At 50.4% G+C, this 16348-nt stretch carries 15 protein-coding genes; 4 read left to right on the top strand and 11 right to left on the bottom strand.

Going from position 1 to position 16348, the window contains the following annotated elements; genetic code table 11:
* Positions 1–239: 239 nt before the first annotated feature.
* The 3 genes from EOE67_RS12025 to EOE67_RS12015 all read left to right on the top strand — a co-directional run bounded on the left by EOE67_RS12025 (position 240) and on the right by EOE67_RS12015 (position 4757).
* Positions 240–2261: an LTA synthase family protein gene (locus EOE67_RS12025; protein WP_127699327.1), complete on the top strand. Its 2022-nt coding sequence runs from the start codon at positions 240–242 to the stop codon at positions 2259–2261.
* Between the two features lie 125 nt (positions 2262–2386).
* Positions 2387–3100, top strand: coding sequence for a phosphatase PAP2 family protein (locus EOE67_RS12020; protein ID WP_127699326.1), 714 nt, complete (start codon positions 2387–2389; stop codon positions 3098–3100).
* Complete coding sequence (locus EOE67_RS12015; RefSeq protein ID WP_164852311.1) at positions 3093–4757, top strand: phosphoethanolamine transferase; 1665 nt, start codon at positions 3093–3095, stop codon at positions 4755–4757. The genes EOE67_RS12020 and EOE67_RS12015 overlap by 8 nt, the downstream gene beginning before the upstream one ends.
* A 94-nt stretch (positions 4758–4851) precedes the next feature.
* Here the strand turns inward: EOE67_RS12015 and EOE67_RS12010 are convergent, their stop codons facing one another.
* The 11 genes from EOE67_RS12010 to EOE67_RS11960 form a co-directional block, all read right to left on the bottom strand.
* Positions 4852–5589: a hypothetical protein gene (locus tag EOE67_RS12010; RefSeq protein ID WP_127699324.1), complete on the bottom strand. Its 738-nt coding sequence runs from the start codon at positions 5587–5589 to the stop codon at positions 4852–4854.
* A complete protein-coding gene (locus EOE67_RS12005; RefSeq protein ID WP_127699323.1) occupies positions 5573–6325 on the bottom strand; it encodes a hypothetical protein in 753 nt (250 codons plus the stop codon). The genes EOE67_RS12010 and EOE67_RS12005 overlap by 17 nt, the downstream gene beginning before the upstream one ends.
* Positions 6315–6812, bottom strand: coding sequence for a cupredoxin domain-containing protein (locus EOE67_RS12000; protein WP_127699322.1), 498 nt, complete (start codon positions 6810–6812; stop codon positions 6315–6317). Before EOE67_RS12000 ends, EOE67_RS12005 begins: the two co-directional genes overlap by 11 nt.
* Entirely contained in the window at positions 6809–8143 is a 1335-nt protein-coding gene (locus tag EOE67_RS11995) for a sensor histidine kinase (RefSeq protein WP_127699321.1), read from the bottom strand. The genes EOE67_RS12000 and EOE67_RS11995 overlap by 4 nt, the downstream gene beginning before the upstream one ends.
* Positions 8140–8799 carry a response regulator gene (locus EOE67_RS11990; protein WP_127699320.1) on the bottom strand — a complete coding sequence of 220 codons (660 nt, stop codon included), beginning with the start codon at positions 8797–8799 and terminating at the stop codon, positions 8140–8142. The genes EOE67_RS11995 and EOE67_RS11990 overlap by 4 nt, the downstream gene beginning before the upstream one ends.
* Before the next feature lie 41 nt (positions 8800–8840).
* A complete protein-coding gene (locus tag EOE67_RS11985) occupies positions 8841–9512 on the bottom strand; it encodes a tetratricopeptide repeat protein (protein ID WP_240652799.1) in 672 nt (223 codons plus the stop codon).
* Positions 9512–10381, bottom strand: coding sequence for an SDR family oxidoreductase (locus EOE67_RS11980; RefSeq protein ID WP_127699319.1), 870 nt, complete (start codon positions 10379–10381; stop codon positions 9512–9514). The genes EOE67_RS11985 and EOE67_RS11980 overlap by 1 nt, the downstream gene beginning before the upstream one ends.
* Positions 10378–11070: an iron-containing redox enzyme family protein gene (locus EOE67_RS11975; protein ID WP_127699318.1), complete on the bottom strand. Its 693-nt coding sequence runs from the start codon at positions 11068–11070 to the stop codon at positions 10378–10380. Before EOE67_RS11975 ends, EOE67_RS11980 begins: the two co-directional genes overlap by 4 nt.
* Positions 11067–12671 (bottom strand): AMP-binding protein, encoded by a 1605-nt coding sequence (locus EOE67_RS11970; RefSeq protein WP_164852310.1) that lies wholly within the window; start codon positions 12669–12671, stop codon positions 11067–11069. Before EOE67_RS11970 ends, EOE67_RS11975 begins: the two co-directional genes overlap by 4 nt.
* Before the next feature lies 1 nt (position 12672).
* Positions 12673–13347, bottom strand: a complete 675-nt coding sequence (locus tag EOE67_RS11965) for a thermostable hemolysin (protein WP_164852309.1) — start codon at positions 13345–13347, stop codon at positions 12673–12675.
* A 218-nt stretch (positions 13348–13565) separates the two neighbouring features.
* On the bottom strand, positions 13566–14438 hold the full coding sequence (locus EOE67_RS11960; RefSeq protein WP_127699315.1) for a hypothetical protein: 873 nt from the start codon (positions 14436–14438) through the stop codon (positions 13566–13568).
* A 260-nt stretch (positions 14439–14698) separates the two neighbouring features.
* Between EOE67_RS11960 and bdpA the strand changes: the two genes are divergently transcribed.
* A complete protein-coding gene (gene bdpA / locus EOE67_RS11955; RefSeq protein WP_127699314.1) occupies positions 14699–16201 on the top strand; it encodes a BAR domain-like protein A BdpA in 1503 nt (500 codons plus the stop codon).
* Positions 16202–16348 lie beyond the last annotated feature (147 nt).

The following is a 16348-nucleotide window of genomic DNA, read 5'->3' as shown; positions in this document are numbered from 1 at the left end:
CACCAACAGTAAAACAACCACCGAAGTCTAACGGTTTCATCGCTCAATGACAATAATTTGCATTTGCGAATGAGGCTGAAACTTTCCGACGACTACAGTCTACCCCTGATGATCCTCGGTTTTGAGTACAAACTTAAGTCTTTCTTAAGAATTGCCCTTTAGTCTGCTAGCTCCGATGTTTTTGTAAGAGCTGAAGATCTGTGATGATTGTCCCTGTTTCGCTACCAGCATTGTTGCCTATGCTGTTGTCTGTCGTGGCAAATTTCCGACGCCTGCTGGCGCCATACCAGATTTTTGGGCAGTTTTTAATATTGGCGCTGGGGCTATTGTCGATCAGTCGTCTTGGACTTTTGTTATGGCAATTTGAGCGGGTGCAGCAGACCGGCCAATTTGGCTGGTTATTACTGCAAGGGGTTCGGGCTGATTTGATGTTGCTTGGACTGCTGCTGGCTATCCCGTTATTGTTGTTGCCACTGGCAGCATTGGCGCGAAGTTACCAGCGCTGGCAACGGTTTAGTTACCTCTGGTGCCTGGCGATGTTAGGGCTGATTATTTTTATCGAGCTGTCGACACCCGCTTTTATCGCACAATACGATATTCGCCCTAACCGCTTGTATCTGGAATACCTGAAATACCCCAAAGAAGTGTTTGCCACCTTATGGCATGGATTCCGCGGATCGTTACTGTTGGGCCTTACCTGCACCGCTGTGCTCATTTGGGGGGCGACGCAGCTGCTGAAAAAACCGGTTTTGACTCCGCAAGGCAAGCTGCAACGCCCGCTGCTGCTGTGGCTCAGCTGGCCACTGGCACTGATCCTGGTCGTGATGGCCATTCGCTCGACGACCGATCATCGCCCGGCGAACCCGGCCACTTTTGCCATCACCGCCGATGCGCTGGTCAATTCGCTGGTAATTAATTCGCCATATTCGGTGTTATACGCGGCTTATAGCATGCGCCACGAAGCACGCTCCAGCGATATCTACGGCAAGCTGGAACCGCAAACGATGCTCAAAGCTGCGCTCGATTGGCCCTGGCTGCAAAGTTATCAGTTTAAACAGGCAGCTTATCCAACCTTACATCAGCAAACAGCGACAATGCCGCGCACTAAGCCTTTAAATCTGGTGATTATTTTACAAGAAAGTATGGGCGCTACTTTTGTAAAGTCGTTGGGCGGCGTTGGTGTGACACCAGAATTGGAGCAACTCAAAGCACAAGGAATTTGGTTTGATCAGCTTTACGCCACCGGTACCCGTTCGGTGCGGGGCATTGAAGCGGTCGTCGCTGGTTTTATGCCCACTCCGGCGCAAAGTGTGGTCAAGCTGTCGAATAGTCAGCAAAACTTCGCCACCATTGCCAGTATTTTGCAGCAACAGGGTTATCACACCCAGTTTGTCTATGGCGGCGAAGCGCATTTTGACAATATGCGAGGCTTTTTTTCGGCCAACGGTTTTTCAGAGATGGTTGATCAAAACAACATGCCAGCGGCGAAATTTATTGGCAGCTGGGGCGCCAGTGATGAAGATGTGTTTGATAGCGCCCATCTCCAGTTACAGCGACTGCATCAACAGCAGCAGCCGTTTTTCAGCCTGATTTTTACCTCCAGCAATCACGAACCTTTTGAATTTCCGGACGGCCGCATTGACTTGCATGAGCAGCCAAAAAATACCGTCAATAACGCGGTGAAATATGCCGATTGGGCGATGGCGAAATTTATCCGTCAGGCGAAGCAAAGCGCCTACTGGCAGGACACCTTATTTTTGATTGTCGCCGATCACGACAATCGGGTGTATGGCAGCAATCTGGTGCCGGTCGAAAAATTCCAAATTCCTGGCTTAATGTTGGGTGGCAGCGTTAAACCTGGTGTGATCAAGACCCTCAGCAGCCAGATTGATTTAGCACCTACGCTGCTGTCGATGATCGGTGTGTCGGCTTGTCACCCACTGTTGGGACGCGATCTGACGTTAGACAGCAGCAGTCCGGGGCGCGCTTTACTGCAGTTTGATAACTATTTTGCGCTGATGGAACAACACCAACTGACGATTTTGAAGCCGGATCAAACGGCGGTGTTGGCACATTATGACCAAAAACTTAAACAGCTGACATTAAGCGATCAACCCGTCAGCCCAGCGCAATATCAAAAAGCCCTGGCGCAAGTGCAATTGCCCTCTTATTTGTATCGCGAACGTAAATACCCCGCCAAAGCACAATGCGATGTCGTCGCAGCGACAACGACAATAAAAGTACCAACACCCGCCAAATAGACTTGAATGAGCAGGATTTTTCGCTAAAAACTTGCTCATTTCCCCTTCAAAAACCGTTACTTAAGTTTACCTTAAGCCTTTAGAAGTACGCTGTTTCTATTCAGGAAAATCCGCTGCGAAAACCGATGATGCCACCCATTTTTGGCCAGCAACAGCACTGGCAAACAACAGTGTTCGTGCCACTTGCACTGCTGAGTCTGGCGTTTGTGCTCGCTTACGGCGCTGGCGTTGATCAGGTTCTAGCCAGTTGGTTTTATCAGCTGCAAGGCGGGCAATGGCAGTTAAAACAGTACTGGCTGACCGAAACGTTATTACATCAGGCGGTACGACAGCTCAATCAGCTGGTTGTACTGAGCTTGCTACTGTATTGGCTAAGTCAGGCCATTGCTGGCAAACGCTCGATAGCCCAACGTGCTTTGGGTCTGTTGTTATTTAATCTGGTGTTATGTTTTACCAGCATCGCGGTGCTGAAGAAATTGATCCCGATGGAATGCCCCTGGGATTTACAACAATTTGGCGGCACCCACCCTTTTATTGGCTTGTTTAGCCCCCGTCCGGCGTCGATGGCAGCGAACCAGTGTTTTCCGGCCGGGCACGCCAGTATTGGTTACAGCTGGCTGGCCAGCTACTACTTCTTGTTGGTGGTGCGCCCTTCGCTCGCCAAAACCGGCTTATGGTGTTGTATCAGCCTCGGCTTGCTGCTTGGTTTTACCCAACAATTACGTGGCGCTCATTTTATTTCGCACGATATCGCGACAGCAGCTATTTGCTGGTTAATTGCAAGTTTGAATGTGCGTTGGTTTTACCGGTTATATCCACAGGAGTCCACAGATGTCTGAAGTCGTTGCACGTCCATTTTTTTCCATTCGCACTTTGCGTGATTTCCGAAGACCGCGACTGTCATTACACCCGCTGCTGTTTTCGCTAATCGCGGCGTTGTGGTTGAGTGTCAGTGTCAATCTGCCGTTTTTGCAGCAATTGCAACAAAAAATCCCCGGCCAAGTTAGCTTGCAACTCAGCGTGCTGGCGTTGCTGTTTTTACTCAACTGGCTGTTGTTGCTGTTGTTTAGTTTTAAAGTCAGTCAAAAGCCTGTACTGTTGCTGCTGTGTTTGCTGGGGGCGGTCAGCCATTATTTTATCAGTCGTTTTGGCATCGTGATTGACCGGGACATGCTACAAAACGCCGTTGAAACAGACGTTGCCGAAGCCAGCGCCATGTTAACCAGTGGTTTGTTGTGGTCTGTTACTTTGCTCATGGCATTACCGCTACTGGCGTGTCGCTGGATCAGCACCCCCTATCCAAAGCTGTGGCGTTATGCCGGCCAATGGCTGCTGCTGACAGTTGCAGTGATCAGTGCGATGATGAGCTTAGCCGCCGTTCAGCGCGCCGAATTCGCCACCTTTTTTCGAAATTTCAAACAAGTAAAACAATATGCGCTGCCACTAAGCCCGTTGGCCGCCAGTATTTCCTGGTCCAAAGCCTTTGCTGCGGAACAATTTCCAACGGCGTTTTTGATGCAAGGACAGGACGCCACGCAGCCGTTTGCTGTACGCACCGAAAAACCGCGATTGGTCGTATTGGTGCTCGGCGAAACGGCTCGCGCGGCGCAGTTTTCATTAAACGGCTATCCACGCAATACCAATCCGCAACTAGCTCGGTTGCCGGTGACTAGCTTTACCAACGTCAGCTCCTGTGGCACGGCAACGGCGCATTCAGTACCTTGCATGTTTTCGAATATGGGACGCGAAAATTATCAGGAAAAAACCGCCAAAAACAGTAGTAACGTGCTGGATATTCTTCAATACGCTGCCATCGATGTCAGCTGGCTGGATAATAATTCTGGCTGCAAAGGCGTTTGTGCCAGGGTGCCTACCCAGCTGCTGTTTCAGCAACAAAACCAGCCACTTTGTCAAGATGGTCAATGTCACGATGAAGTGTTGTTGGAAGCGCTGGAACTGGAGCTGGCAAAACCAGCAACAGGCGACAGGTTAATCGTGCTACATCAACTTGGCAGTCACGGGCCGGAGTACTTCAAGCGCAGCAACGCATCACAGAAAAAATTCCTACCGGAATGCCGTGATAAGCAGCTACAAAACTGTGCCCAACCTGAAGTAGTGAATGCGTATGACAACAGCATTGTTGCCACCGATGCGCTGTTGGCGGCGGTGATCCAACGTTTGGCACTGCAACAAGACGTGGTTCCGGCCATGTTATACCTGTCCGATCATGGTGAATCGTTGGGCGAAAACGGTGTTTATCTGCACGGTATGCCGTATTGGATGGCGCCGGCGACCCAAACTCAGGTGCCGATGATTTGGTGGATGTCAGAGCAATTTGCCAGCGCGCAACAGCTGTCGGGCAGTTGCCTGGCGCAGCAGACGGCAACGCCACTTAGTCACGATAACTTGTTTCACAGCTTGTTGGGATTATTTAAAGTGCAGACCAGGGTTTATCAATCTGAACTGGATCTGCTGCAGCCATGCACCAAGGGGTGAGTGGCTGTCGTACAAAATTATGGATCTGCTGCGGGCAGCGGTTGTGAATTGTTGATTGCAACCTAGCTCTCGGCTCTTAGCTCTCAGTTCTCAACTAAAACTCATACTCCACCGCAAAACGCAGTGTGTTGTTTACGGTTGAATCGTTAATCGCGAAGATCACCGCAAACTCCCACTTAATCAGTTCCTGTTTATCAAAGCGGTGCAGGCCCATCATGCTGGGGCCAGCCCCTTTGAAATTCTCGCCGGCATAAAATTCAATTGCCGGTTGGACTTGTGGTAACCACCGATAGCGGTATTGCAGCCGGAATTCGCTTTCAAGTTCAGATTCCAGCGTATTGCCCCATTCATACACCGCCAGTGCGTTCAGCGTCAGGCTGGTCGGCCCGAATTCTTTTTCCATCAGCAGGCCGGTGGTGAATTCATAATTATCGTTGTTGTTTTGCCGCTCTAATTCGAATAACAAACCCCAGTCGGCGCTGTACTCGCCTTGTTCGGTTAACATCCAGCGCAGTTCCAGCTCGTAACCGCTCAGTTTGTAATCTTCGGGGCTCTCGCGCTCGGCCATCACGTACATTTCCAGCGCCATCCGTTCGGCAATCGAAAAGCCATAACCGATTTTTTGCGCGATATTGTTGTTGTCGGGATGATCCGCTTGTTTTTGAAAGGCAAAACGGTACTCGAATTCCCGCTCCAGCGGCTGCACATAAGGATGATAAACCTTGTCAACCACCCGACCTTCGGCCTGCACGGCGCCTGTGGACAGCAATAACAGTCCGCATAGCACTGGCAATAGATAACAGTATTGTACCGGTTTAATCGTTTTGGACATTTTGAACCTCCAGTCGACGGCCTAGCCACAGCAATCCCAGCACACTTCCCAGCATCGCCAGCAGCAAACTGACACCAGGCGTTGCCTCGTATCCCATCAACGCATTCAGGAAATAACCATATTCCGATTGTTCGCTGATCCATTGCTGACTGTCCCAAAGCACTGCGCCAGGCGTTAACCAGTCAGTTTGAATCAATATCGCCACCGCCATACTGATTTGTCGTGCGCCCAAGAGCGCCAGCACTAGCGGCAACGACCAGCGCCAGTAGCGCTGGCATTCCAGCGTCAAATAATACAGCAGTACCGCTACGCTCAGACCAATACCAACGCCCATCGCTGCCCCCAACCATAAACTCTGGCTCTCGGCTGGCGTGCGTTGATAAAACCATAAATACAACACCAGATTGGCACCATGAATGACGCACAGGCTACTACTGGCGAGTGCCGCCAACCACATCGGTAACCGTTGCCGCTGACTGAGGTAGATCGCAAGCGCCAGCAACAGCGCCGTCAGCAGATATAACGCGGCATACAACAGTTCCAGGCCCTGCCCGTCCAGCCAGTCCGAAATCCGGCTGAACTGACTGGTTAACAACAAAATTCCGCCAAGCGCACTGGCTGTAAAAATCGCTAACAACCCGCGCCAGTGCGCGCGTTGCCACAACAGCAACATGCTGAGCAGCAATAACAGCGGCAATAATTCACGCAAGAACATCACCACGGCGTTAATCAGCATCAGGCACCCCGGCTGGCTTAATTGTGTTTGTGTTGGGGTTTGTATTGGGGTTTGTATTGGGGTTTGTATTGGTGTTCGCAGCTGTTTCTTTCACGCCGTCGGTGGCTGTTGCCGGTTGCATTTGCTGCAACCATTGCGCTTGTGGCAACACCACAATCTGACCCCGCGCGCTATCGGGGTTGTATTCGCCGATAAACTGATGTTCACCCGGCTGCAATGGCCCGACAAAGACCACGCCTTTGCCATGGCCGAGGATCACTTTTTCCCGGTTCAGGCTAAAACTTTCAAACTCTTCTGGTGTTGGATCCTGATTGTGGATCACCAGTTTTACTTTTTCACCGGCAGGCAGGTACAAGGTGGTCGGCGTAAATAAGTGATCTTTTAAGAAAATTTCAAACACCCGGATTTCGGCCTGCAGCGGCAACGCCAATAGCAGCGAACAGCTGCTTAAAAATTGCCAAAATTGACGCGAATATTGACTGTTCAAGCCGGTATTTCCACCGTCACTTTTAAACCTGTGCTCAATGTTGAAGGGCCAAGTGATAATTGTCCATGATGCAGGCCAACGATTTCTTTCACAATCGCCAGGCCAAGGCCGCTACCGGGTGTTCCGGAGTTGTGGCGGTCGCCGCCGACGCGGTAGAACCGGTCAAACACCCGGTTATATTCTTCCGGAGCTATACCAGGGCCGGAATCTTCAACCACGATTTGTACGTAGTGATTGTGTTGGTTTTTGTTCAGGTTTTTTGCATCAGTAAAAGATTGCAACTGCAGCCGGATTTGTCCTTGCGCAGGCGTGTATTTGCTGGCATTACCAACAATGTTCAGTAGCAACACTCGCATCGCAAAGGGATCAGCCGCCAGCATCAGGCCATCTTCAGCATCCAGCGAAATCTGTTGCTGTTTTGACAGAATTTGTGGGTAGAGTTCGGCGATAATTTCGCGACATAATGACGTTAAATCAATAGCTTGTAGCTTTGCTTTAAAGTGCTCCGGGTTAGTACGGTTGAGGAGCATAATTTGTTCTATCAGCTGGCTCATCCGCGTAACCCCATGTTGCAGTGCGTTCATCATGCCATCCGGATCTGCAATGCCTTGCTGCAACCATTGTTGCTGTGCGTTGTGTAAGGTTACCTGCAATAAGGTCAATGGTGTGCGCAGCTCGTGTGCGACATCGGATGCAAAACGTTTTTCGCGGATAAAAGCACTGTCCAATCGCTGTAATAGCTGGTTAGTGGTGCTCAGCATTTGGGTCATTTCCTGGGGCACTTCAGGCAATTGCACCGGCGTTAGATCGTCGGCTTTTTTTGAGGAAAGTTGTTGTGTTAACCGGCGTAGCGGTTGCAAGCCTTTACTGACCACCAACCAAATCAGCAACGCCTGCAGTGGTAAACTCAGCACCACCGGGTAAATGGACGCCAGCACCACTTCGTCGGCGAGTTCCTGCCGTTGTTTTAGCGGCTGCGCCACGATAATCGTTAACTGCTCAGCCTGGCTGACATAAGTACGCCAGCGCTGACCAGCAAAGTTTTGTTCGCTAAAGCCTGATGGCGCGCTGATCCGGCTTGCTGGCGCCTGCTGGCTTTTATATTGAAGGGTGTCACCCTGCCACACCTGCACCACCAATAATTCGGTGGTTGTTTTGGTATTGGCTTGAAACTGCGGTAATAAACTACTGGCGAGTAACACTAAGTCCTGATCAAACAACAAATCCGAGCGACTGATGCTGTGCCGATAGCTTTGCAGCGCCGCCAGAAAACTGGTCAGCGTCAGCACCGCAATCAGAATTGTCACCAGATAACGTCGGATTGACCTCATGCCGGATCCACGCTGTAACCAACGCCGCGCAGCGTTTTAATAAAATCTTTTGGCAGTTTTTTGCGCAAATTGGAAATATGCACTTCCAGCGCGTTGCTGGCGACTTCTTCGCCCCAGGCATAAAGACTGGCCTCTAACTGCTCGCGGGTTTTGATCCTGCCGGCCGATTCCATCAATACTTTCAGTAACATATATTCTCGCCGCGACAGCGCTAAGGTCTCGCCAGCGAGGCGTACCTGATGCGCGCTGCTGTCCAATTCTACGTCTTTGAGCCTAATCAAATGATTCGAAGCGGTACCAAGCCGACGCTCAATGACCCGTAATCTGGCAAACAATTCCGGCAATGCAAAAGGTTTTACCAAATAATCGTCGGCACCTAAATCCAGGCCACGAATGCGATCATCCACGCCATCCCTTGCGGTCAGCACCAACACCGGCAACCGCGGAAACTTCTGCCGGGTGGTTTTGAGCACATCGAGCCCGTCGATATCCGGTAGGCCTAAATCGAGCACCACCGCATCACAATCCTGACTGCGGATACTGCTGAGCGCCTGCTGCCCCTGAGTGACATGATTGACGACAAAACCCTGACCACGCAGGGCTAAAATCACGCCCTGCGCTAAAGCTTCGTCATCTTCGACTAATAAGATCCGCATGTATTTTATCCATAACAACTGACGCCGCAACGCCAGCTGGCTTATTTACCCAATTTTTTCTGCAATCTGGCTTCCAGCACTGCGATATCAAGTTGCCGACCGGCATCTGCGTCTTCACGGCCAACCCGGGCTGGCGCCTGCTTGGCTAATTCAAGATAGCGCATTGCGTCCTGATAGTCGCGTTTCTCATACAGAAATTCGGCATAAAAATAATTTGGATCAATGCCTTGCGGGTTTATGCTTAGTGCTTTCTCTAATAATTGTTTGGCTTTTTTACTGCTGCCAAAACCAATCGGCCAGCCGGGTACTTTGGAATACAACACACCCAGGCTGGTGTAGGCCGAACCTTGTAATGCTTGGGCATTTATCGCCAGCGCAGCCTCAAAATCAGCTTTGGACGATTCCGCGACCGACAATGCACCTAAACCACCTTTGGCCCCGGCATAACTTGATTTGATAATCCCGCGCCAGATTAACGGTTCAGCTTCGCCAGCATGCGCTGCTACGACGGCATCAGCCTGTGCCACCAAAGCGGCAAAGGCTTTTTCACGCTGATCCTCGGCCAGGCTGTAATTGGTTTGCGCCCAGCCATGTTGTAATGGTGCGATATCGGTGAGCGTATCTGCCCATAATAACGGACTTAACAAAATGCCTGACCAGAACATCGAAGGCAGTAATACCTTGCTACTGATTAAAGTTTGAATGGATTTCATCATGACCTCGTTACGGTAATTTTTGCAGCACCATTGCTGTGGTTGTGTTGAACTGAAACGCTTTGGTTGGCGCCTGCAGCGTACTTGCCGATCTCCGCCTGTTTGCTTTTGATCGCGCGGTCAACTAGTTCTGGTAGGAAGGCGTTCAGCCTGACGAACAGTTTTTCTGGCCAGCCTACGAACCAACGGCTTTGGCCACTTTGCAGTTGTTTTAGCAGCTGCGCGGCCACCTCATCCGGACTGTCCATTACATTACCAAGTTGCTGGTTCATCGCGACAACAGCAGCGCTATTCATGCTGGTTTGGGTGGCGCGCGGCGCAAAATACAGCACCCGTAACGCTTTGGAAGACAGTTCCCGCTTTAGCGCTTCGGTAAAGCCGCGCAGTCCAAATTTGCTGGCGCAATAACCGCTAAAACCCGGATAGCCGATACTGCCAAAGGCTGAACCAATATTGACGATGGTGGCGGCTGTTCGTTGCTGCAGCTGCGGCAGCAGCAACTGGCAAAGCTGCATCGGCGCCAATAAATTCAGCGCTATTTGGGCCGGATAATTCTGCTCTGCCGTCAAAGCAAACTGGCTGGTGCCGGCGTTGTTGATCAGCATATCAATGCCGCCGGTCGTGTTGACGAATTCGGCTAACGCCTGTAATTCCTCAGTGGACGTTAAATCCGCACTAAAACAGCTATGTTGACCCGGTAGTTGTTGGCGAAGCGCTAACAATGCTTCCGGCTGACGCGCTACCAACAATAAGCTGGCGCCTGCTGTAGCTAAACGCCTCGCTACAGCACGGCCAATACCGCCGGTGGCACCGGTTAATAATACTCTTTTGCCCGCTAACTGATGATTGACTGCATGTGGAATCTTCATACCGATACCTCAGCAACAAACAGAGTTTTACCGATACCGTGCGCAGGCGTTAAATTACGGAAAATATCACCATATAAACGGTAGAAGCAGTTGGCACTATGGATAATTTGCTGCTGATCGGCGGGGTCGGTAATTTTGTCCATCAATCCGGCATAAAACTTCACGTGTTCCTGATCCAGCGCGCCGTGCGAAGTTAAATAGGAAAATGCTTTTTTCGGTAGCTGCAGCTTCGCAGCAATGGTGGCAGCAGCATGGTCGGCCAGTGCGGTAGACGTCCCTTCCAGCACTAACACCATGCCAAAAAAGCTCAATGGATTGATCCGCCGCACCGAGTCATAGGCGTAAGCCACCATCAGTTCGGTGGCAAAACCAGGTTGACTGGCGCGGGCCTGTTCTTTGTCGTAGCCACAGTTTTTAATGTCATTGAGGATCCATTCCTGATGCCCCAGTTCCTCTTCGATATACTCGGCGACTGCGTTACGCAACCATTCTTTTGATTCCGGCAACAAGGCGCCGACCGACATCAATAACGGCGTGGTATGTTTGACGTGGTGGTACGCCTCTTTGAGAAAAGCGACATAATCGTCCAGCGTGATTTCGCCGTGAAAACAACGGCTAATCACCGGTGCTGCCAGTAAATAATCCCGCGCCTGACTGGTTGCTGCGATTAACTGCCGATGAAAACTCATACTGGGTACTCCTCGGTCTGCGTTTGGGCGAAAGGTGGTGTGAAAGATGGTTCGAACGGCTGCGCAGCAGATGCATACTCTTTTGAAGCATATAGCGCAGCCAGCTCAGCGGCATACAGCGCGGCAATGACGTCCCGCTTTGGACGACCATTGGCGGTTAAGGTGTTTTGGGGTTCTGACAAAGGTGCCGCTAACCGGATAAAATGCTCGGCTCTGGCGTAATCCGGTAGTTGTTGATTGATACCGCTGACAAAGGCTGCCAGCTGAACATCAGTGATCGTTGGGTTGCCACAGAACAACAGCGCGACACAATAAGGTTTTGCATCGCCAAACAACACTGCTTGTTGCACTACACCGGTTTTGGTCAGCTCAGCTTCGACCCATTCCGGATTGACGTTACGGCCGGAACTTAAAATCAGCAGATTTTTTTTGCGACCCCAAATCACTAAATGGCCGTCAGGACTGAGCGCCCCCAAATCGCCGGTCACGACCCACTCCGTATGGTCAGCTGCGGTATCGCCGAGGTAGCCTAAAAATGGGGTTTTTACCCAGATTTCGTCGTCGACAATCTTCACTTCCAGATGAGGTAATACTTTGCCGACTTGTTGCAGCTGTAAAGGACTGGCGTGTAAGGCACTTTCACCCGATAAGGCCACCACCGAGCAACATTCGCTAAGACCATAGCCCTGATAGACCGGCAGACCACAAAGTGCCGCTTGTTTGAGTAAATCAACCGCCACTTTGGCGCCGCCAACCGCAATAAATTTTAAGCTCGCAGGTACTGTCCAGCCCTGGCGACAGGCGTGCACCAGCAGCTGCAGGAGTTCCGGTACCAGAATTAACGTTTGTGGTTGCACTTTGCTGATTAAGCCCAGTAACAATGCCGGGGTTTCCAGTCGACTACCGTTAAAACCACGAGCCGCTTCTGGCGCAATCAACACTTCACCACCGGCCAGCAAAGGTGCATAAATACCGGCGATGTTTTCCAGTAACGTTGGCAGCGGCAACAGACATAAATGCCTTGGCGCTTCGATGTTAATCCGGCTTACCAGGCTTTGCGCGACCTTTACTTGCGCCGAAGCGGATAAACACACACCTTTGGGCTGGCCGGTGGAGCCTGAAGTAAAGGTAATTTTTTGCGTGCCAATCGGGGTTGCTACCCTGGTCGTTGTAAGACATTGATACAACTGGAAACCAGAAAATTCTGTGACCCAACGCATCTCATTTGCCGCCAAAAACGGTGCGGCGACGCCAAAAGGTACATCGCTAACGATTAAATCAGGTGCAACTTGCTGCAATACATGGTGCCATTGCGTTTCACTTAAATAAGCCGGTACTGGAACCAACAGCACATCAGCTTCCAAACAAGCCAGATCCAATAACGCCCATTGCACCGAGCTTTGTGCCCGAAAGACGATGCGGCGCGCATTGACTGATTTCAGGGGCTGGAATGATTGCAGCTGCTGTTGCCAGGCGTGTTGCTGCTGCCGGATTTGAGCGAGACTAAAACTTTCGCCAGTGACCGCATCGGTTAAACGGGCGGTTTCTGGGAATGGTAATTTCGAACTGATTGTTCGTTGATGCTGCGCAGAAAAATTCATCTCAATTCTCCTGCGCCTGGCCATCAACTAACGGCTGACTCGAGGACCAGAATTGCTGTGTCAGTTGACTGAGTTTGGCGTCAGCGCTAATCAGCGTCATCGCTTGCGCTAAATCCAGGTGGCAAACCATCGGATGGCTTTGATAATAAGTGCCACAGGCACTGGCATCCCCGGTCAGACGCGCCGGGTCGCCTTCGGCCAGAGTTTTTAGTAATAAACCATGGCGGCTTAATAAACTTTGTACCTGTGGCGTCGCGCAGCAGACTAAATGCCGGAAACCGGCCTGATACAAGGCGTAAGCAGTCACTACAAATAGCAACAAGGTGTAGTGCCGGTTGGCCGCATACAAATTGCCGATTTCGACAATCTGCGAGCGCGACGTCAGCACGCCGATATCACGCAGCACAAAACTAATATCTGCATCCAGATATTGTTCCACAAACAATTTTTCGGATTGGCCACCACGTACACCCAGCACTGCCTGTAATGAATCGCGGGCACTGACCGCCAGCAACTGCGGCATAAATTGCTGAATATCGGCCTGATAAACCGCGGCAAAACCCGCAGCAATAAACTGTTCGACTTGCTGACGCCGGACATCGGTGCGCTGGATCAAGCAGACTTGCGGTTCGTGTGATGGTGCCGATAGAACTTGCCCGGCGGGCAATGTGGACATGTTTGCTGCGGATCCAGCCGTAACTACGGTACTGAAAGCATCAGTACAAAACTGTTCATGTGTAGGAGCTAATACGGTCATGCTGTTCCCCTGCCAATTGCGGACAGGGTTAGTGTCATCGATAAAGCTTAAAGAAAACTTAAGGTTCGAACATGGTTTTTAGATGGAAGTGATGCAATCTGGTTAAGGCGGGTACATGGCTCGATACCAACCTACATTTACGACTTCCCTGCCCTTACCAAATCTCCCTGCCGGTTAAACGACCAGTTAGGCGAACCTAGCAGTTGTAATGCTTGTTGCAACTCTGCACCATGCAGCGCAGTTTTCGGATGAAAGCTGGCATCGAGCAGTAATAACCAGCGTTTGGGTTGCTGCGGGTAATTTTTCGGGCTGATATGGATATGTAACCCCTGAAAGCGCGGCCCTACTGCCTTCCAGCCTTGTTGTACTTCGAAAACGTAGCTGCTTTTGTCATGAATATGCAAAAAGTTGGCTTGTTGTAACGGCGTCAGGACAGATTTAGGCTGGATGTTTACCAATACAATGCTGTGGCTGTTACTGATTAAACCAGATAGTTGGTCTGGGTCCATCGAGGGCACACTGACCGGCGTGGCAAAATGCTGCAGCCATGACCCTAAAGGATTACTTAATTCCAGAGCAGTGTAGTTATTGCTGAATTGTTCAGACAAATCAACAATAGCTTCACGGTCACTGCAATCGGGCGTGTTCACCGTTGCCGGGCGGGTCAAATCAGCGAATTTTTCGTTTTCCTGAATTAACTCAAGCAACTGCGCAGATGTCATATTCAACTTTTGTTGCAATAACGACTGCAACAACGTGTCATCTGTATCTGCTATCGCCGTTGGTACATACTGCAAAACATCTGCCGAACAATTTTTGGCAAGTGCGTCGATCTGCGGCCGATATTGCAACACTGTGACGGCATTTTTTAAGGTTCTGATTTCGGCCGTGGTTAACGTATCAGTGCGGCCTTGCGCAGCGCCCGTCGCCAGCACCGTGGCAAGCAGCGATATCAGACAAGAACCAAAACGACGATGAAAAACGCTGCGGTGACGATGTTGAATGAGCATCTGCTTGTCCCTGTATGACGATACTAAGTATCACAAACTTAACAGTTTAATCACCAATAAGAAACAGGCAAATGTAATGCAGCTGCAACACGCACAATCCACTACGACAAAGCCCAGAACAGGCTTTATGCCCAAGGCGATTTCGGCTAAGGTAACAACCACTTAGCACCGCGATTCAGCTGCGGTAAATTCGCCGTGCAGCACTGTGCAAGTTAATGCTTCAAGTTAGAAGTTTTGAATGTTTAAATTCAGAGGTTTATATGCGTTGGTTCGTGGCAAGTCTGGTCACTGTATTCGGTTTCATAAGTCAGGCCAGTGTCGCCAATCCGCAATCGGCGGTATTTAGCAGCGATTTTGAAAGCAATAATCAGCATTTTAATATTTTGTCCGGTTGCCAAATCAGCCGTGAAGTCGCCCGCCTCGGTCAGGGTGGATTGTTGTGCGAGCGTGGTAATGCATCGTTGATCAGCCGTTACCCGGTTTCGGAGCTGGGATTACTCGAATTATGGGTGAAACCTTTAAGCAACCAAACCAGCTATCGCATCAATATTCTAACCTCGGCCTCGGTGCGGGTTGACAGCCAATGGCAACAAGTGGGCCTGATTGAAAACGCCGCCGGTGCAACCGATTATCTGGCGCATCGTATTTCCATCGACGATCCGGGCCGCAAGTTTATCCGCATCGACATTGAATCAATCAACGGCCAGTTGGCACTCGATGATTTTGTGCTGGACCGGATTTTGCTCGATACCGCTCTACAGAAAAACGAACAGAAGATTATCAGCGGCATTTTAGACCAGCTAAAAACCAATAAAAACTACGATGTACAGGCCGAATCATTCCGGGCGCTGGGCAAAAATTACGCCGCGCAGCTGGAAAGTCAGCGCCAATATCTCGAATACGCCAACGCCATTTATTCCAGTATCACTTTTGTGCTCGCGAGTTCCGAGCGTAATAAAATGTCCAATCCGATGGCCTATGCCTCGTTTCGCACCATCTTAGCGGATGCCAAACGCGTGGCGTCGCCGCTGCAGCAAGCACGATTAAATTCAATGGTGAAACCCTTTGGTGATTTAGTCACTGCCACTTTAACCGTGGTCAGCGCCGGCACTTATGCCGCTTTTGCCGAACCCTTTAAATCGTTTTTGGCCAGTACATTTGACCGTTCTAACTATGAAAACGCCGATTTAAACCGCAAAGACCGCAAATTCGCCGAAGAAAACGGGCTGAAAGTCTATGAAAAAGCCGAGACCTTTTTATCTGAGCTGGAAAAAGAGCTGCAACAGGTCAGCACGCTGGATGCTGAGCTGCAACTGATGCTGCGCAACGTCGAAGTGTTTCGAAAAGATCTCGACAAACACCTGCGCGATTACCTGCAACACGGCGGTATGGCGCGCACCCAGGAAAATTACAGCAAGGTGATGAGCAAAGAAGAAAGCAATCGCCAGCAAATTGCCGAGCAGGTCAGCAACCATGTCACCAATAAAGCCCAAGGTTACCTCGCCAGCGAAAATACCACCGAGCTGGTGCAATATATGCTGAAAACCTCTGAGCAACTCGACGGGATGCAGGAATTTAAAGAGCGTTTTAATCAAATTACGGCGTCGGCTATTACCTTCTATGACAGGTTTGAACGCTCGATAGCGCCGGAGCAAAACCCCTTCACCGATCCAAAAGATAAAGCCGCCTGGGAGCAACATGCAAAAAAGGCCAGGACTTATATTCAGCAGTCGAAAGAAGGCTTTAGTAAAGCTTATATGTAAGTGCGATGGCAGGTCGCAAAGAGCAATAGCTCACTTGGGTTAAAACGTTGGCCACCAGCCATTGTTCAAATAATACAGGTGACCATCCGGCGCACTACCGCTGACGCGGTGAGTGACGCCCTACGGAAATATACGAATGTCGGTAAA

Source organism: Rheinheimera riviphila, from assembly GCF_004005945.1.
Lineage (GTDB): Bacteria > Pseudomonadota > Gammaproteobacteria > Enterobacterales > Alteromonadaceae > Pararheinheimera > Pararheinheimera riviphila.
Note: the sequence above shows the minus strand (reverse complement) of the source record. Positions and strands in the feature narration are given on the sequence as shown.